Annotated in this window: 15 protein-coding genes; 6 read left to right on the top strand and 9 right to left on the bottom strand. The window is 70.5% G+C overall.

Annotation, left to right across the window (positions count from 1 at the left end; all coding sequences use genetic code 11):
* Positions 1 to 69: 69 nt before the first annotated feature.
* Entirely contained in the window at positions 70 to 492 is a 423-nt protein-coding gene (locus tag AB0J66_RS32125) for a DUF3151 domain-containing protein (protein ID WP_364668605.1), read from the bottom strand.
* Between the two features lie 90 nt (positions 493 to 582).
* Positions 583 to 1593: an ADP-ribosylglycohydrolase family protein gene (locus tag AB0J66_RS32120; protein ID WP_364668603.1), complete on the bottom strand. Its 1011-nt coding sequence runs from the start codon at positions 1591 to 1593 to the stop codon at positions 583 to 585.
* Between AB0J66_RS32120 and AB0J66_RS32115 the strand changes: the two genes are divergently transcribed.
* Positions 1592 to 2809: a hypothetical protein gene (locus tag AB0J66_RS32115; RefSeq protein WP_364668600.1), complete on the top strand. Its 1218-nt coding sequence runs from the start codon at positions 1592 to 1594 to the stop codon at positions 2807 to 2809. The genes AB0J66_RS32120 and AB0J66_RS32115 overlap by 2 nt on opposite strands.
* Here the strand turns inward: AB0J66_RS32115 and AB0J66_RS32110 are convergent.
* Together AB0J66_RS32110 and fbaA are read right to left on the bottom strand one after the other, a co-directional pair.
* The gene (locus AB0J66_RS32110; protein ID WP_364668598.1) at positions 2781 to 3302 is read right to left on the bottom strand and encodes a hypothetical protein; all 522 of its coding nucleotides are present in this window, start codon (positions 3300 to 3302) and stop codon (positions 2781 to 2783) included. The genes AB0J66_RS32115 and AB0J66_RS32110 overlap by 29 nt on opposite strands.
* A 103-nt stretch (positions 3303 to 3405) precedes the next feature.
* Positions 3406 to 4431 carry a class II fructose-bisphosphate aldolase gene (gene fbaA, locus AB0J66_RS32105; protein ID WP_364668595.1) on the bottom strand — a complete coding sequence of 342 codons (1026 nt, stop codon included), beginning with the start codon at positions 4429 to 4431 and terminating at the stop codon, positions 3406 to 3408.
* A 193-nt stretch (positions 4432 to 4624) separates the two neighbouring features.
* Here fbaA and AB0J66_RS32100 point away from each other — a divergent pair, with 193 nt between their 5' ends.
* The 4 genes from AB0J66_RS32100 to AB0J66_RS32085 all read left to right on the top strand — a co-directional run bounded on the left by AB0J66_RS32100 (position 4625) and on the right by AB0J66_RS32085 (position 9974).
* Entirely contained in the window at positions 4625 to 4804 is a 180-nt protein-coding gene (locus tag AB0J66_RS32100; RefSeq protein WP_364668593.1) for a hypothetical protein, read from the top strand.
* Between the two features lie 155 nt (positions 4805 to 4959).
* Complete coding sequence (locus tag AB0J66_RS32095) at positions 4960 to 6324, top strand: 3' terminal RNA ribose 2'-O-methyltransferase Hen1 (protein WP_364668591.1); 1365 nt, start codon at positions 4960 to 4962, stop codon at positions 6322 to 6324.
* Entirely contained in the window at positions 6321 to 8810 is a 2490-nt protein-coding gene (locus AB0J66_RS32090) for a polynucleotide kinase-phosphatase (protein WP_364668588.1), read from the top strand. The genes AB0J66_RS32095 and AB0J66_RS32090 overlap by 4 nt, the downstream gene beginning before the upstream one ends.
* A 345-nt stretch (positions 8811 to 9155) precedes the next feature.
* On the top strand, positions 9156 to 9974 hold the full coding sequence (locus AB0J66_RS32085) for a DedA family protein (RefSeq protein ID WP_364668586.1): 819 nt from the start codon (positions 9156 to 9158) through the stop codon (positions 9972 to 9974).
* A gap of 431 nt (positions 9975 to 10405) precedes the next feature.
* Here AB0J66_RS32085 and AB0J66_RS32080 read toward each other — a convergent pair whose 3' ends face one another.
* The 5 genes from AB0J66_RS32080 to AB0J66_RS32060 form a co-directional block, all read right to left on the bottom strand.
* Complete coding sequence (locus AB0J66_RS32080) at positions 10406 to 11080, bottom strand: class II aldolase/adducin family protein (protein WP_364668583.1); 675 nt, start codon at positions 11078 to 11080, stop codon at positions 10406 to 10408.
* A gap of 105 nt (positions 11081 to 11185) precedes the next feature.
* Positions 11186 to 11563: a metalloregulator ArsR/SmtB family transcription factor gene (locus AB0J66_RS32075; RefSeq protein ID WP_014440216.1), complete on the bottom strand. Its 378-nt coding sequence runs from the start codon at positions 11561 to 11563 to the stop codon at positions 11186 to 11188.
* A gap of 80 nt (positions 11564 to 11643) precedes the next feature.
* A complete protein-coding gene (locus AB0J66_RS32070; RefSeq protein WP_364668580.1) occupies positions 11644 to 12015 on the bottom strand; it encodes a hypothetical protein in 372 nt (123 codons plus the stop codon).
* A 404-nt stretch (positions 12016 to 12419) separates the two neighbouring features.
* On the bottom strand, positions 12420 to 13715 hold the full coding sequence (locus AB0J66_RS32065; protein WP_364668756.1) for a hypothetical protein: 1296 nt from the start codon (positions 13713 to 13715) through the stop codon (positions 12420 to 12422).
* 81 nt (positions 13716 to 13796) lie between these two features.
* Positions 13797 to 14843: a hypothetical protein gene (locus AB0J66_RS32060; protein ID WP_364668578.1), complete on the bottom strand. Its 1047-nt coding sequence runs from the start codon at positions 14841 to 14843 to the stop codon at positions 13797 to 13799.
* A 342-nt stretch (positions 14844 to 15185) separates the two neighbouring features.
* On the opposite strand from AB0J66_RS32060, the gene AB0J66_RS32055 reads away from it, so the two are divergent.
* Positions 15186 to 15365 (top strand): hypothetical protein, encoded by a 180-nt coding sequence (locus AB0J66_RS32055; protein WP_203774155.1) that lies wholly within the window; start codon positions 15186 to 15188, stop codon positions 15363 to 15365.
* Positions 15366 to 15372 lie beyond the last annotated feature (7 nt).

Genomic DNA, 15372 nt, shown 5'->3' with positions numbered 1-15372 from the left:
CTGCTCGTTTCCCTGACCCCCACCCGAGGCCGGCCACAGATCGACTGCGGCCGGCGTGGGTGAGCGCGGTCAGGACAGGGCGTCGGCCGCGGCCGGGTCGCTGTCGCGGAGGAACTGGGCGCAGCGGGCGGCCTCGTCGGCCTCGCCGATCTCGGCGGCGGCCTGGGACAGGCTGTGCAGGCAGCGCAGGAAGCCCTGGTTGGGCCCGTGCGACCACGGGACCGGGCCGTGGCCCTTCCAGCCGTTGCGGCGCAGCGCGTCGAGGCCGCGGTGATATCCGGTGCGGGCGTAGGCGTAGGCGGTGACCGGCTCGCCGGCGGCCAGCGCGTCGGCGGCCAGGGCGGCCCAGCCTCCGCTGTACGCGGGGTGCGCGGCGGCAACGGCCTTGTACGCGTCGGCGGTGCCGCTCTGCGCGGCCTCGGCCAGGGCCTTGTCGGCCTGCTCGTCGGCGGGCAGCAGGGTGGCCGGCGGCTCGGGAAGGAGGTTCTGCATGACCTTATTCAACCGGTCCGACCCGTCCGCATTCCTCCGGGCACCCCCGCCCCGGCAAGATTCGCGCGTAGCGCAACCGGGCGCCCGATCTCAGTCCCAGGCGCCGGCCAGGCGGTTCAGCCGATCCGCGTACTCAATACGGTGTTCCCAGCCCGACGGCCAGGCCGGCATGCCCAGCGCCGCCCCCGCGAACGCGCCGGCCAGGCAGGCGATGGAGTCGGAGTCGCCGGATGACGCCGCGCCCCGGCCGAGCACCGCGACCGGCTCCTCGGGCGAGATCAAGTAGCAGTACAGGGCCGTGGCCAGTGCCTCCTCGGCGATCCAGCCCGCGCCCGTGGCCAAGCACGGGTCGCCGTCGTAATTCCGTACAGCCAGGGCAATCTTGACCCGGTCAAGCGCCACCGCCGTCTCGTCCCAGCCGCGGGCGATGAAGTCCTCGGGCGAGCCGACCCCCGGCTGTTGCCACAGATCGCCCAGCCACCCCTCGCGGTAGACCTTGCGCTGGCTGTCGCAGCGCTCACGCAACGCGGCGAGCAGATCGGCCGGCGGCAGACCACCGGCCAGCCACCAGACCGCGTACGCCGTCAGCTCGCTCGCCGCGAGACCGGTGGGGTGGCCGTGGGTGAGCCCGGCCTGCAGCTGGGCCGCCCCGGACCGCTGGTCGTCGCTGAGACCCGGCACCAGGCCGACCGGCGTGACCCGCATGTTCGCCCCGCAGCCCTTGGACCCGGTCTGGGTCGCCTGTTGCCACGGACCGCCGGCCTCCAGCGCGGCGCAGGCCCGCAAGCAGGTCATGCCCGGCGCACGGTTGTTGTCGGGGCTGACCGCCCAGGCCAGGAACGCCCGCCGCAGCTCCGGCTCGAGCGCCTCGGCGGTGAAGGCCGACGCCGCGAGAATGGCCTCACCCACCGCCAGCCCCATCTGGGTGTCGTCGGTGACGAGGGCCGGGTCGCCGGTCAGCTCGCGCGGGCCACCCGGCCCGTAGGTGGCCACGATCGTCTCGTAGTCCTGGAACTCGGTCGGCTTGCCCAGGGCGTCGCCGTAGGCCAGGCCGTAGAGCGATCCCGCTGCGTTTCGCACGGTGGCTACCCTACGGGGCATGGTCGGCGATCCCCTTCAGCCCGTCTTCGGCGGCGACGTTCCCTTCGACGCCACGGTCAACGAGATCGAGTCCCGGGCCGAGCTCGACGTCCATCTGGCCAAGAAGTCCCTGGCCGGGCTCGTGATCCTCGGACTCCGTCTCGATCTCGACCCGCCCGAGTTCGGCGAGGTCGAGGTGGCCGGGGCGCTGTTCATCGGCTGCCGCCTGGCCGGCGACGACGTCGAGATCGATCTCATCCGGCGCGGCGCCCACCTGGTCCCGCCGTTCGACGCGCGGCCCTACCCGACGCACCCGGCCAACCTCTACACGCCCGAGGATCTGTCGTTCGGCTTCGCCGAGGGCGGCTTCGCCGGGATGTACGACACCCAGGTGTACGACCATTTCGTCGCGCACGGCGGCGCGTCGCCGGACATCCGCGAGGCCATCGCCCAGCGGCTGCACGACGCCGGCATCGACAACGCGCTGGGCAAGGCGCTGGCCGCCTGGGTGTCCGGGCGCGGCGTCGAAGGCGCGGTCGGAATCATGGGCGGGCACGCGGCGCCGCGCGGCTCAGCCGCGTACCGGATGGCGGCGACGCTGGCCTGGCGGCTCGCGTCCCTGGGCCGGCTGGTGGTGACCGGCGGCGGCCCCGGTGTGATGGAAGCGGCGAACCTCGGGGCGTACTTCGCGGCCCGCCCGGCGCCCCAGCTCATGGAGGCGATCGACGAGCTGTCGGCCGCGCCGCACTTCGGCGACCACGACCCGTACACCGCCTCGGCCCTGGCCGTCCGCAAGCGCTTCCCGGCGCCGGCGAAGGCGGTGGCCGACGTGGCCGGGCGGCTGCGGCACGGCGGCCTGGCCCTGCCGACCTGGCTCTACGGTCATGAGCCGGCCAACCTTTTCGCCGGTCAGATCGGCAAGTACTTCTCCAACGCGGTGCGGGAGGACTCGATCCTGCGGCTTTCCCGCGGCGGCATCGTCTTCGCGCCGGGCTGGGCGGGCACGGTCCAGGAGATCTTCCAGGCGGCCACCAAGACCTTCTACCAGACCGACGGCCCGTCCGGCGCGTTCGTCTTCCTCGGCGTCGACCACTGGCGTGAGCTGCCGGTCGAGGCGCTGCTGCGGCCGCTGCTGGCCAAGAGCCCGCACGGCGACCAGTCGCATCTGGTGGTGGTCACCGACTCGCTGGACGTGGCGATGAAGGCGCTCACGCCACGTGCACACGCCGCCAGTTAGTCACCGGAAGATCCTTCTCCGGCACGTCGGTCAGGCCGTTCTCGTCCATGGCGTTGAAGACGGCCAGCCGCGCCTCCTCGAAGAGGAACTCGACGGCGTGCAGCACCCGCGGCCGCCACTCGGCCGTCGTGATCAGCTCGATGATGTTGACCGAGCGCAGACGCTGCCCGCGGGCCGCGCGCAGGGCGGCGTGCGGGTCGGGCCGCCAGTCGAAGTGCTCGTACCAGTCGATCGGCTGGTTCAGATCGATCTGATCCCAGGTGATCGCGCACTCGTCGAATTTACGGTGGGTTATCTCGACTCTTGTCATTCCAAAGTCGAGGATCACCGGGCCGTCCGCGAACCAGCCTCGCTCGGCGATGTCCCACATCAGCCAGCTTGATCGCAGTTTCCTGCCGATGAGCCGCACAAACCTGGTCCGGTGAACTGCCGCTAGGGCCTCGGCGTCATGGTGCCACGTGGGCTCATAGCCCTCGATACCCAGCACGATCATGATCCACCTCCCGGGGGACGACGATCGTATACATACCTCTCAGTAACTCGGCAACAAACGGAACAGCCGGTCCCTCACATGGGGACCGGCTGTCATTGTTCGATTACTTCGAGAGAGTGGTTCCGACCGAGCGGAGGTGCTCGCACGCCTCGACGACGCGCTTGGCCAGACCGTTCTCGGCCAGCTTGCCCCAGGCACGCGGGTCGTAGGCCTTCTTGTTGCCGACCTCGCCGTCGATCTTGAGCACGCCGTCGTAGTTCTTGAAGACGTGGTCGACGACCGGGCGGGTGAACGCGTACTGCGTGTCGGTGTCGATGTTCATCTTCACCACGCCGTAGTCCAGAGCGCCGTGGATCTCCGACAGCAGCGAGCCCGAGCCACCGTGGAAGACCAGGTCGAACGGCTTCTCCTTGCCGTACTTGGCGCCGACCGCGTCCTGGATCTCCTTGAGGATCTCCGGGCGGAGCTTGACGTTGCCCGGCTTGTAGACGCCGTGCACGTTGCCGAAGGTCAGGGCCGTCATGTAGCGGCCCTTCTCGCCCAGGCCCAGGGCGGCGGCGGTGGCCAGGCCGTCCTCGACGGTCGAGTACAGCTTGTCGTCGATCGCGGCCGAGACGCCGTCCTCCTCGCCACCGACCACGCCGACCTCGATCTCGAGGATGATGTGCGCGGCCGCGGCGTCCTTCAGGAGCTCCTCGGCGATCTGCAGGTTCTCGTCGACCGGCACGGCCGAGCCGTCCCACATGTGCGACTGGAAGAGCGGGGCCTGCCCGTTGGCGACGCGCTCCTTGCTCAGAGCGAGCAGCGGGCGCACGTACTTGTCGAGCTTGTCCTTGGGGCAGTGGTCGGTGTGCAGCGCGACGTTGATCGGGTAGTTCTTGGCCACCTCGGTCGCGAACTCGGCCAGCGCCACAGCGCCGGTGATCATGTTCTTGACCGTCGGGCCCGACACGTACTCGGCGCCGCCGGTGGAGATCTGGATGATGCCGTCGCTGCCCGCCTCGGCGAAGCCCTGCAGGGCCGCGTTGAGGGTCTGCGAGGACGTCACGTTGATCGCCGGGTACGCGAACGCGCCCGCCTTGGCCCGGTCCAGCATCTCGGCGTAGACCTCGGGAGAAGCGATGGGCATCGGTGCGCTCCTTGCTCTTTGCGTTCGGGAGACAGAGGGCAGGACCGCGCTGTCCTCCAACAGGCAGTATTCCGTAGCCGCCCGGCCGATCAGAAATGACCCCGTAAATCTCCGGCCGCGGACCGAAAGCGGGCGGTTTACGCGCATGCTGAGGGGGAAAAGTGGCCCGGATGACGGCGGAAGGAAGCGCACGATGACCTACCCAGGCAGCGACGACCTCGAAGCACCCGAGGCTGACGCCGCGGAACAGGCGACCGTCGCCTACCTCGACGACGACGGCGACGACCTGACGCCGGCCCTGAGCGACGAGACGCCCGAGTGGGACGCCCAGGAACAGAGCCGCTCAGTCCAGCTCGAGGACGACTACCGGTAACTGCCCGCGGCCCACCCTCCCAGGGGGCCCCCGCCTGAGGCACCAATCTATCGCCCAGGACCGACAATTCCCGGAGTTGTCCACAGTCCCGGAGTTGTCCACAGGACGCGGAAATAGTTCGCTCTTGATCGTTTCCGCGGCCCATCATTACGGGCGTGCTGCTCACCGTCTCGACCACCCACCGCCCGGCCACCGACCTCGGTTACCTACTGGTCAAGCACCCCGACAAGGTGCACACGTTCGACGTGCCCACCGGCACTGCGTACGTCATGTATCCCGAGGTCACCGACGAGCGGTGCACGGCCGCGCTCCTGCTGGACGTCGATCCCCAGCGGCTGCGCGCCCAGCGCGACGCGTTCGAGCTGAGCCAGTTCGTCAACGACCGGCCCTATGCGGCCTCCAGCCTGCTCGCCAGCGCCCTGGCCAAGGTCTTCCGCTCCGCCCTGCGCGGCGCCTCCAAGGACCGGCCCGAGCTGGCCGCGACCGCCATCCCGCTGGAGATCCGCGTGCCGGTGCTGCGCGGCACCGTCGAGCTGGCCACGCGCCTGTTCGAGCCGCTCGGCTGGCAGGTCGAAGCCACCCCGATCCCGTTCGAGCCCGAGATCGGCGGCGACAGCCGCTATGTCGATCTCACTCTGCGCGGTTCCCTCCGGCTCGCCACGGCTCTCAACCATCTGTACGTGTTGCTGCCCGTCCTCGACGACGCGAAGCACTACTGGGTCGCGCCCGACGAGATCGAGAAGCTGCTGCGCTCCGGTGAGGGCTGGCTCGCCGGCCACCCGGAGAAGGTGATGATCGCCCGTCGCTACCTGGCCCACAAACGCTCGTTCGCCGCCACGGCGCTGCAGTCGCTCGAGGGCGAGGAGGCCGAGGAGCCGCCGGCTGAGGAGGAGGCCGAGCTCCCGGTGGTACGCCGGCAGTCGCTGGCCGAGCAGCGGCGGGACGCGGTGCTCGCCGCTCTGGCCGACGCGAACGCGGCGCGTGTCCTCGACCTGGGCTGTGGCGGCGGCGCGCTGCTGAGCGGCCTGATGAAGGATCGCCGGTTCACCGAGATCGTCGGCACCGACGTGTCGGCCCGGGCGCTCGAGATCGCCGCCCGCAAGCTGCGCCTCGACCGTCTGCCCGAGCGGCAGCGCGGCCGGCTCAAGCTGTGGCAGTCCGCGCTGACCTACCGCGATGACCGGCTGCGCGGTTATGACGCCGCGGTGCTGATGGAGGTCATCGAGCATCTCGACCCGCCGAGGCTGCCCGCGCTGGAGGCCACCGTCTTCGGTCACGCCCACCCGGGGGCGGTCGTCGTCACCACACCCAACGCCGAGTACAACGTCAACTACCCGGGGCTGACCGGCATGCGCCATTCCGACCATCGCTTCGAGTGGACCCGGGCCGAGTTCGAGTCATGGGCGACCCGGACCGCCGAGACATACGGATACAACGTGACATTCAGGACGGTCGGGGAGATCGACGATGCTACTGGCTCCCCGACCCAGCTCGCTCTCTTCACGGAGGTGACCGCATGATCGACATCCCGGAGCTCGCGCTCGTCGCCCTGGTCGGCATCTCCGGCTCGGGCAAGTCGACCTTCGCGCGCAACCACTTCCGTCCCACCCAGGTGCTGTCGTCCGACTTCTTCCGCGGCCTCATCGCCGACGACGAGAACGACCAGGCCGCGTCGGCCGAGGCCTTCGACGCGCTGCACTACGTGGCCGGCAAGCGGCTGGCCGCCGGCCGGCTCACCGTCGTCGACGCCACCAACCTGCAGCCGCACGGCCGGGCCGAGCTGGTCCGGGTGGCCCGCGAGCACGACGTGCTGCCGGTGGCGATCGTCCTCGACGTGCCCGAGGCGCTGGCCTGGGAGCGTACGCAGGTCCGCCCCGACCGCACCTTCGACCGCCGCGTGCTCACCCGGATGCATCGCGACCTGCGGCGCACTCTCGGCTCACTCAGTCGCGAGGGCTTCCGCAAGGTGCACGTGCTGCGCGGGCCCGACGAGATCGCCGCGGCCGAGATCCGCTACGAGAAGCTGTTCAACGACAAGCGCGAGCTCACCGGCCCGTTCGACATCATCGGCGACGTGCACGGCTGCCGAGCCGAGCTCGATACCCTTCTCGAGCGCCTGGGTTATGTCGTGGCGCGCGACAGCTCGGGCCGCCCGGTCGACGCCGTTCACCCCGAGGGCCGTACGGCTGTCTTCGTCGGCGACCTGGTCGACCGCGGCCCCGACTCGCCGGGCGTGCTGCGCCTGGTGATGGGCATGGTCGCCGCCGGCACGGCGCTCTGCGTGCCCGGCAACCACGAGCAGAAGCTGGCCCGCAAGCTCAACGGGCGCAACGTCCAGCTCACCCACGGCCTGCCCGAGACCCTCGAGCAGCTCGAGGCGGAGCCGGCCGAGTTCGTCACCGAGGCCAAGGCCTTCATCGAGGGCCTCGTCAGCCACTACGTGCTCGACGGGGGCGATCTGGTGGTGGCGCACGCCGGGCTGAAGGAGGCCTACCAGGGTCGCGCCTCGGGCCGGGTGCGCAGCTTCGCCCTCTACGGCGAGACCACCGGCGAGACCGACGAGTACGGCCTGCCGGTCCGCTACCCGTGGGCGCGGGACTACCGGGGGTCGGCCGCGGTCGTGTACGGCCACACCCCGACCCCGAAACCGGAGTGGATCAACAACACCATCTGTCTCGACACCGGCTGTGTCTTCGGCGGGGCGCTGACCGCGCTGCGCTGGCCGTCGCGTGAGCTGGTGTCGGTCCCGGCCGAGCGGGAGTACTACGCGCCGGTCCGCCCGCTGGTCGCGCCGACCCGCTCCGACGAGGGGCTCGACCTCACTGACGTGACCGGCCGCCGGCACCTCGACTACGGGTACGGGCGGGCCACGATCGCCGCCGAGAACGCGGCCGCCGCGCTCGAGGTGATGAGCCGGTTCGCGCTGGACCCGGCGACGCTGGTGTGGCTGCCGCCGACCATGGCGCCGTGCTCGACCTCGGAGCTCGACGGTTATCTGGAGCATCCGGCGACCGCCTTCGCCGACATGCGCGCGGCCGGCGTGGAGAAAGTCATGTGCGAGGAGAAGCACATGGGCTCGCGGGCCGTGGTTCGCGTGTCCCGGTCGGGCTCGGGCGACGCCATCTGGACACGGACGGGGCGGCCGTTCTTCGGCCCCGCGCTGGACGAGCCGCTGCTCGCCCGGGTCCGGGCGGCCGCGGCCGGGCTCTTCGACGAGCTCGACACCGACTGGCTGCTGATCGACGCGGAGCTGCTTCCGTGGTCGGCCAAGGCGGCTGGCTTGATCCGCGAGCGGTACGCCGGAGTCGGCGCGGCCGGCCGGTCCGCGCTGCCCGCGGCGCTGAGCGTGCTGGAGAGCACGGCCACGCGTGGGCTCGACGTGACGGCGCTGCGCGACCGGCTGGAGCTGCGGTCGGCCGAGATCGACGGCTACTCGGCGGCCTACCGGTCGTACGTGAAGCCGACGGACGGTCTCACCGGTGTCACGCTGGCCCCGTTCGCGGTGCTGGCCGGGGCCGGCGTGTCCTATGCGAGCCGCGACCACGGCTGGCATCTGGCTCAGGCCGACCGTCTCGTGGCGGCCGACCCGGAGCTGTTCACCCCGACGCGGCGGGTGGTCGTCGACCTGGCCGACCCGGCGTCCGAGGCCGAGGCCACCGAGTGGTGGCTGGGTCTGACTGCCGCCGGGGGCGAGGGCATGGTGGTCAAGCCGTGGTCGGGGCTGACCGCCACCGAGGCCAAGGGCCGGCTGGTCCAGCCCGGGGTGAAGTGCCGGGGTCGTGAGTACCTGCGGATCATCTACGGCCCGGAGTACACCCGGCCCGAGCAGCTCGCCCGGTTGCGCCGCCGCAACCTGGGCCGCAAGCGCAACCTCGCCCTGCGCGAGCACGGGCTGGGCCTCGCGGCCCTCGACCGGGTCGCGGCCGGGGAGCCGCTGTGGCGCGTCCACGAGCTGGTCTTCGCCATCCTCGCCTCGGAGTCCGAGCCCGTCGACCCTCGTCTGTGACCCACCGCCCGGGCCGGTCCCCCACCGGCCCGGGCGATCGGCCCCCCGCGCGTGGCCCGGGGCGCACCGTGCGCAGACGGCGCGCGCAGGCAGGGCGCACTGCGCGCAGGCGGGGCGCATTCCTGGGCGGGCGGGGGCATCCGGAGGCGGCTTCGTGACAGCCCGCCGCGTGGGGCATACGCGGCGTGACCTGGCCATTTGGGTGGGTGGGGTGGCCGTTCGGGCGGATGAACGGGCACCGATGCGTCCATAGGACCAGGCAGTGGCGATATCTCCCGTGGGGAAAGACTTTCCACAGGAAGTGGACAGGATTCACATGGGCCGGTGCCGGTACCCTGGCTCCTCGTGGACATCCGTGCGCTCAGCGAGCAGCTCGCCTTCAATCCGATGGATCCGAAGGACCTGCTGCACACTTTCGGACTGATCGGCGTCTGGGCGATCATGTTCGCCGAGACCGGTCTGCTGGTCGGGTTCTTCTTCCCGGGCGACTCGCTTCTCTTCCTGGCGGGCGTGGCCGCCTCACCCGTGGCCGACTCGATCTTCGGTGAGGGCACGCAGCTGTCCTACGTGGGGCTGCTGATCGGCGCGCCGATCTGCGCCATCGTCGGCGCTCAGCTCGGTCACTGGCTCGGCGCCCGGTACGGGCAGCGGATGTTCGACCGGCCGGATTCCAAGCTCTTCAAGCGGGAGTACGTCGAGAAGGCCGAGTACTACTTCCAGAAGTTCGGCCCGGCCAAGGCCGTCGTGCTCGCTCGCTTCATCCCGATCGTGCGCACGTTCCTCAACCCGGTCGCCGGCACGCTCGGCATGCCGGCCCGCCAGTTCTTCATCTGGAACGTGGTCGGCGCCGTCCTCTGGACCGACGGCATCATCATCATCGGCCACGCGCTGGCCCAGCAGATCTACGACGCCATCGGTGACCACATCGACCGCTACATCCTGCCGGTCGTCGCCCTCATCGTGCTGATCTCGCTGCTGCCGATCATCATCGAGGTCCTCCGCGAGCGCCGCCACAAGAAGAAGAACGGCGGCTCCGCCGAGCCCGACGCCGCCGCGGCCATCGGCGTCGTCGCCGCCGCGAGCATCGCCGGCCTGGTCGAGGCCGCCCGCGAAGAGGACGACAACGACAAGCGCTACCCGCCGCGCTCCCACCGCCGCAGCTGACGCAGCTCCGACGTCCACAACGACGCCGCCCCACTTGGGGCGGCGTCTTTTGTTCATGCGGGTGGGGCAGCGCAGGGGCGGGAAGGGCGGCGCGGGCCGGGAGTGCGGCGCGGGCCGGGCAGCACGGAGGCGGGAAGGGCGGCGCGGGCCGGGCAGCACGGAGGCGGGAAGGGCGGCGCGGGCCGGGCAGCACGGAGGCGGGAAGGGCGGCGCGGGCCGGGCAGCGCGGAGGCGGGAAGTGCGGCGCGGCTGGGCCGAGAGTGGAATTCGGCTTGGCGGGTGGGCTCGGATGGGCGCGGACCCGCGGCGGGTGGTGGGGCGTACGGATAGAAGCGACGCCGCCCGGAAGGGACCGGGCGGCGTCGGGGTGCGATGGGATGGCGCGGAGCGCCGGTTGGAGCGGTGAGCCCGGAGGCGCGGGCTCCGGCTGATCAGACGGAAACTGCGGTGGAGCCGGAAAGGCGGTTCAGAAAGTCCTCGGGGCAGTCGCGCAAGTTTTCCAGGCGGCCGGCGGCCAGGGCCCGGTAGGTGAGCTGCGCGGCCTCCTCGAGGTTGCGGGCCCGTTTGTGGGCCAGCTCGACCGAGTCGCCGAGGACCACGCAACCGTGCTGGCTCAGAACCAGGCAGTCGGTGCCGTCGGCGGCCATGGCGGCCGTCAGAGAGGCCAGCTCGACGGTGCCGGGCGTGCGGAACGGCACCGTGGAGACGCGCCTGAGGTAGTAGGCGTGGTCCGTGGTGACGATCCGGATGTGCTCGCCCAGCGCGTCGAGCAGCAGAGCAGTCTGCGGATGCAGATGGATGATGGCGTTGACGTCGGGGCGAGCCCTGTACAACGCGAGGTGCAACGCCAGTTCGCTGGTCGGCTCGATCCGCGGGGGCAGCACATTGCCGACCGTCGCGGGTGAGCCGTCGGAGACGCGGACGGCGGCGAAGGTGGTCCGGCTGAGCCGGCCCAGCCAGGAGCCACTGGCGGTGACCCAGATGGCGTCCTCGTCGGGGATCCTCGCGGAGAGGTTGCCGCCCGAGCCGGCCACCAGGCCGGCCTGGATCACGTCGAAACCCACGAAAGCGAGCTGATCGCGCAGATCGCCGTGGACGTAGTTCACCCGTTACTCCTCGGGTCCTGGGGGTGGACTTGAGGCGGAGAAGGTCTTCGGCCTGGCGTCACGCCCCACGTGATGCCGGTGACGCCAGGCGAGTCCCGAAAGCGGTCAGCGCGCCTTCTTCGTGGCCCGCTTGCGCGGCGGGGTCAGAAGATCGGCGATGGTCGCGATGGCGGTCGGCACGAGGCGGTAGTACGCCCACACACCCCGCTTCTCACGCTCGAGCAGGCCGGCCTCCGTGAGGATCCGAAGGTGATGGCTCACCGTCGGCTGAGACAGCCCGAGCGGAGCGGTCAGGTCGCACACGCAGGCCTCACCGTCCGTCGCGGACTGGATGAGGCTCAGCAGCCGCAGCCGCGCCGGGTCGGCCAGGGCCTTGAGGACCCCTGCCAGCCGCTCGGCGTCAGCACGTTCAATTGGCTCGCCGGCAAGCGGCGAGATCTGAGGCATTGTCATTTCCGCCAACGCAGTTCCCACGATCTCCATCCTTCCACCAACTGCATCGATTCTCCTGCATGAGTGCAGGAACGAACCGCCTAACTTCGAGGCCGTAAGGCCGAGATCGATCACCGGGACGGTCGATCCGGGATGGCCGGCAACCCGAACACCCGATCAACCTTTACCGCCGCACCGAACTCGGTCTCTGCCTCCTGCAACGCCTCAGCCGCCGTCAGGTCGCTGCCCATCTGTGTCGAGGTCTCGATCCCCGCCCCGGGAGTGAGACGCCCCACATTGTCAATTCGTCGATCCGTTTCCGGTGACTGATCCGATTTGAGCGAGGTCCGCACACACCTCGCCGTCGTCATCTCAACACCGTGCGCGATCTTCTGGACCGGGCGGCCGGATGCCAGAAGTTCACGACCCGATGAAAGCACGGCACCACGCTCTGCGACGGGCAATTCAGTGATGAATTTACGCAGGTCGTGGCGTGCTTGCATGTATCGAGCGTACTGGCTGGAACGAAACTGGAACCTTTCGCCCCGGCAGTGCTGAAGGGAACTATTGACGCACAACATTGGGTCCTTCGTTAAACAAACCTTACTGTTGGCGAAGTCCCTTTCGCCCCATCCGGAGAACATCGATGCAGCTCAAAGCCCCTATGTCCTGGGTCACACGAGCGGCAGCCGACAGATCACCCGGTCGGGGTGCTGAGAAGGTCCTGTGAATGTTGGCGCCGGACCTTTACCCATGTAGCGAAAAACACCCTCCGACCGGCTGGCCGGGCGCTATCCGGACAGCCGATTGAGGGACATCGCCGGATGAGAAAGCTACCCGTTCGGGTGACCCATACCCATCAATATGAGGGGGCTCACCTCAAAACGAGGGGGTAACTCACGAGTAACTACTCGGACGGACGCGACCAGTACTCATCATCGGACCGCGAAGGCGTCTCACGCTTCCCCGACTCGGCCCCACTCGACTCACCCGAAGGAACCTCAGCCGGATTAGGCCCGGAAGCCGACGGCGCGGAAGGGGCTGTGCCGGAAGGAGCCGCTGCGGAAGGGGCTGTGCCGGAAGGAGCCGCTGCGGAAGGGGCCGCTGTGGAAGAGGACCCGGCTGGGACCGGCGCGGACGAAGGCGCCGTAGCGGCGTCGAAATTCGCGGCGGGCTGAGCGGAGGCCGGATCCGCCGGGGCGGCTTCCGGCGAGGGCGGGGTCGAGGGACGGGCGTACGGCGACTCGGCGTCACCCGCGGCAGGCGCAGGCGGATAAGGCACGCCGGGCCCGGCCGCATACGGAGCGGCCGGGTAGGGCGCTGACGGATACGGCCCGGACGAAGCGGCCGGGTAAGCCGCAGACGGATACGGCCCGGACGGCGCGGCTGGGTAGGGCGCGGACGGCGCGGCTGGGTAGGGCGCGGACGGCGCGGCTGGGTAGGGCGCGGACGGCGCGGACGGATCCGGCCCGGACGGCGTGGAGGGATAGGGCGCGGCTGGGTACGGCGATCCAGGGCCGGACGGGCCGACGCCGTAAGCCGGACCCGAAGTCGGACCCGGCGCCGGATAGCCGGGATAGGGCGCCCCGTAGGCCGGCGGATACCCACCCGCCGGCATCCCCGCGCCGGCCGGGGCGGACGGCTTGCGGAAGAAGGCCCGGGGAGCCGTCAACACCAGCACCCCCACCACCACGTACCCGAAGATCTGGGCCACCGACAGCCCGGCGTTCGTCCCGACCCAGCCCCCGGGGTACGAGTCGGTCAGCTGGGTGCCCAGCGCTCCGGGCACCGAGTCGCCACCACCCTCGACCGCCACCGTGAGGGCGCTGGCCGCACCGGCCAGGATCCCCAGGCCGCAGGCGACCAGCGTCGCTATCCGGGCCGCGTTGCTGCCGCGGCGCAGGGCGAGCCCCAGCACCACGTACAGGGCAAAGATGATCACGGCCAGCGCGAGGGCCACGGCCGCGCCGAGCCAGACGACGGCGACGTAGTAGTCCCGGTCGGTGTCGCCCGTGCCGACGGTGACGTCGCGGAAGCGGTCGATCGTTCCCGGCACGATGGCCAGCGTGGTGATCGCATAGATCAGGCCGATCACGGCCATCACCCAGAGCAGAACGGCAGCCGCCGACACCGTGGGCGGCCGGCCGGCCGGTGAGGGCGGCGGCGCCACGGCGATCGACGGCGGCTGGGCTGGGTACGACATCGACGACTCCCCGCGGTGATCCGTTGGCCCGAACCTACCCGGACGAAGCGCCCAGCGGTGCGGAACCCGTCCGGGGAGGCATCAAGGCTTGGGTGGCTGCGTCCCGTCCGCCGGCGGCTCGGTCCCGTCCGGCTCCGAGGGCGAGCTCGCGGGCGGGGTCGAAGGCGAGCTCGCGGGCGGGCTGGATGGCGGGGTCGAAGAGGGATCGGCCGGCTGGCGGTTCTCGCCCCAACCGGGCGGCGAGGCCCCCCACGAGGACGCCGGCGGCTGCGCGTACGGGTCGGAGGCCGGCGGCGGCGCGTACTGATCCCCGGCCGTCGGCGGAGAATAAGGACCGGACGCCGGAGGCGGCGTCCCCTGGCCCGGATAGGGCGGAAGGCCCGGAGCCGGCTGCCCCGGCTGACCCTGCGGCGCCGGATAGCCCTGCCCGGGGTACTGCGGCGGGTACGGGTTCTGCTGCCCGTACATCGGGTACTGCCCGCCGCCGGGCGGCGGCTGCTGGCCCGGGTAAGGCGGATATCCGGCCGAGGGGTCCCAGCCGCTCGGGGCCGGCTTGCGGAAGAACTCGTTCGAGGCCGGCAGCGCCAGCAGGATGACCGTGGCCAGGATGGCGAGCAGCGCGATGGCGGCCAGGGCCGTCGTGGTCGGCGTGTACCAACCCGGCAGCGCGTCGTTGATGCGCTGGTCGAGGTCGTCGTCCTGCCAGGTCGTGGTGTCGGTCGTCCCGGCCGACTCCATCGCCGAGACCAGGGCGTTCCCGCTCAGGCCGAAGCCGAAGCAGCAGATCGCGATGCCGCCGATCACCCAGGTGACGATGCGGGACGGGTTCTTGCCGCGGCCGTTGAAGTAGGCCAGGACGGCGAAGCCGGCGCCGATCAGCAGGTTGATGACGGCGCCGAAGACGAAAGCGGCGTTGACGATGCCGGCGGCGTCCTCGGCCTCGGTGCCGGCGTAGACGTCGCGGACGGTGTCAGCCATGCGGCTCATCGTCGCGAAGGCCACGATCGCGTTGATCACCTCGATCGCCGCGACGGCGTAGAGCAGGTAGGACGCGACCGTAACGATCAGCGGACGCGACCTCGGCGCGGGCGCCGGATAGCCGGGCGCCGGGTAGCTCGGAACGGTCACAATGCCCCCTATTCTTGATCCACTCACGGTATCGGTCGGCCGCCATATTGGCGACAGCGGCGCAGAAGCCGACAGGCTGTGGCAACATCGGGCGACGATGGACGAAATATCCGTAAATAGGTCGCTCGTTCAGGGGGCGACACGGGTCGATTCCGGCCCCTACACTTCCATCCGTGGCGCCGACGTGGCAGCAGAGACCTCCCGCGACGCCCTGTGCCCGGACGAGTCGCCCGCCCCGACAGAAGTGGGCCGAGGCAGACCGTCCTAGGGCACCTGTCCCGTTACGCCGGCCGCGTGACCACACCGCGGCCGCCTCAGACCTGTTAAGGACCGGTGAGTCCCATGCCCCATGCCGACACTCTCGACGTCGTTCACCATGACGACACACGGACCCGATTCAAGGACGTGCGATATCAGCTCCACCGCGACGGCATCCGTATCTGGCCCGCCGAGGGCGGAGAACAACTGGTCACCGACGTCTTGATGACCCAGGCCTACCGGCAGCGGACGGCCACCGACTAGCGAACGA

This window comes from Actinoplanes sp. NPDC049598, from assembly GCF_040675435.1.
Classification (GTDB): domain Bacteria; phylum Actinomycetota; class Actinomycetes; order Mycobacteriales; family Micromonosporaceae; genus Actinoplanes.
Note: the sequence above shows the minus strand (reverse complement) of the source record. Positions and strands in the feature narration are given on the sequence as shown.

Coding starts and splice junctions, on each gene's coding strand:
- AB0J66_RS32115 (WP_364668600.1), top strand. CDS start 1,592: ATGGTCGGCGATCCCCTTCAGCCCGTCTTCGGCGGCGACGTTCCCTTC.
- AB0J66_RS32055 (WP_203774155.1), top strand. CDS start 15,186: ATGCCCCATGCCGACACTCTCGACGTCGTTCACCATGACGACACACGG.
- AB0J66_RS32125 (WP_364668605.1), bottom strand. CDS start 492: ATGCAGAACCTCCTTCCCGAGCCGCCGGCCACCCTGCTGCCCGCCGAC.
- AB0J66_RS32090 (WP_364668588.1), top strand. CDS start 6,321: ATGATCGACATCCCGGAGCTCGCGCTCGTCGCCCTGGTCGGCATCTCC.
- AB0J66_RS32065 (WP_364668756.1), bottom strand. CDS start 13,715: ATGTCGTACCCAGCCCAGCCGCCGTCGATCGCCGTGGCGCCGCCGCCC.
- AB0J66_RS32100 (WP_364668593.1), top strand. CDS start 4,625: ATGACCTACCCAGGCAGCGACGACCTCGAAGCACCCGAGGCTGACGCC.
- AB0J66_RS32110 (WP_364668598.1), bottom strand. CDS start 3,302: ATGATCGTGCTGGGTATCGAGGGCTATGAGCCCACGTGGCACCATGAC.
- AB0J66_RS32075 (WP_014440216.1), bottom strand. CDS start 11,563: ATGGAGATCGTGGGAACTGCGTTGGCGGAAATGACAATGCCTCAGATC.
- AB0J66_RS32120 (WP_364668603.1), bottom strand. CDS start 1,593: ATGCCCCGTAGGGTAGCCACCGTGCGAAACGCAGCGGGATCGCTCTAC.
- fbaA (WP_364668595.1), bottom strand. CDS start 4,431: ATGCCCATCGCTTCTCCCGAGGTCTACGCCGAGATGCTGGACCGGGCC.
- AB0J66_RS32070 (WP_364668580.1), bottom strand. CDS start 12,015: ATGCAAGCACGCCACGACCTGCGTAAATTCATCACTGAATTGCCCGTC.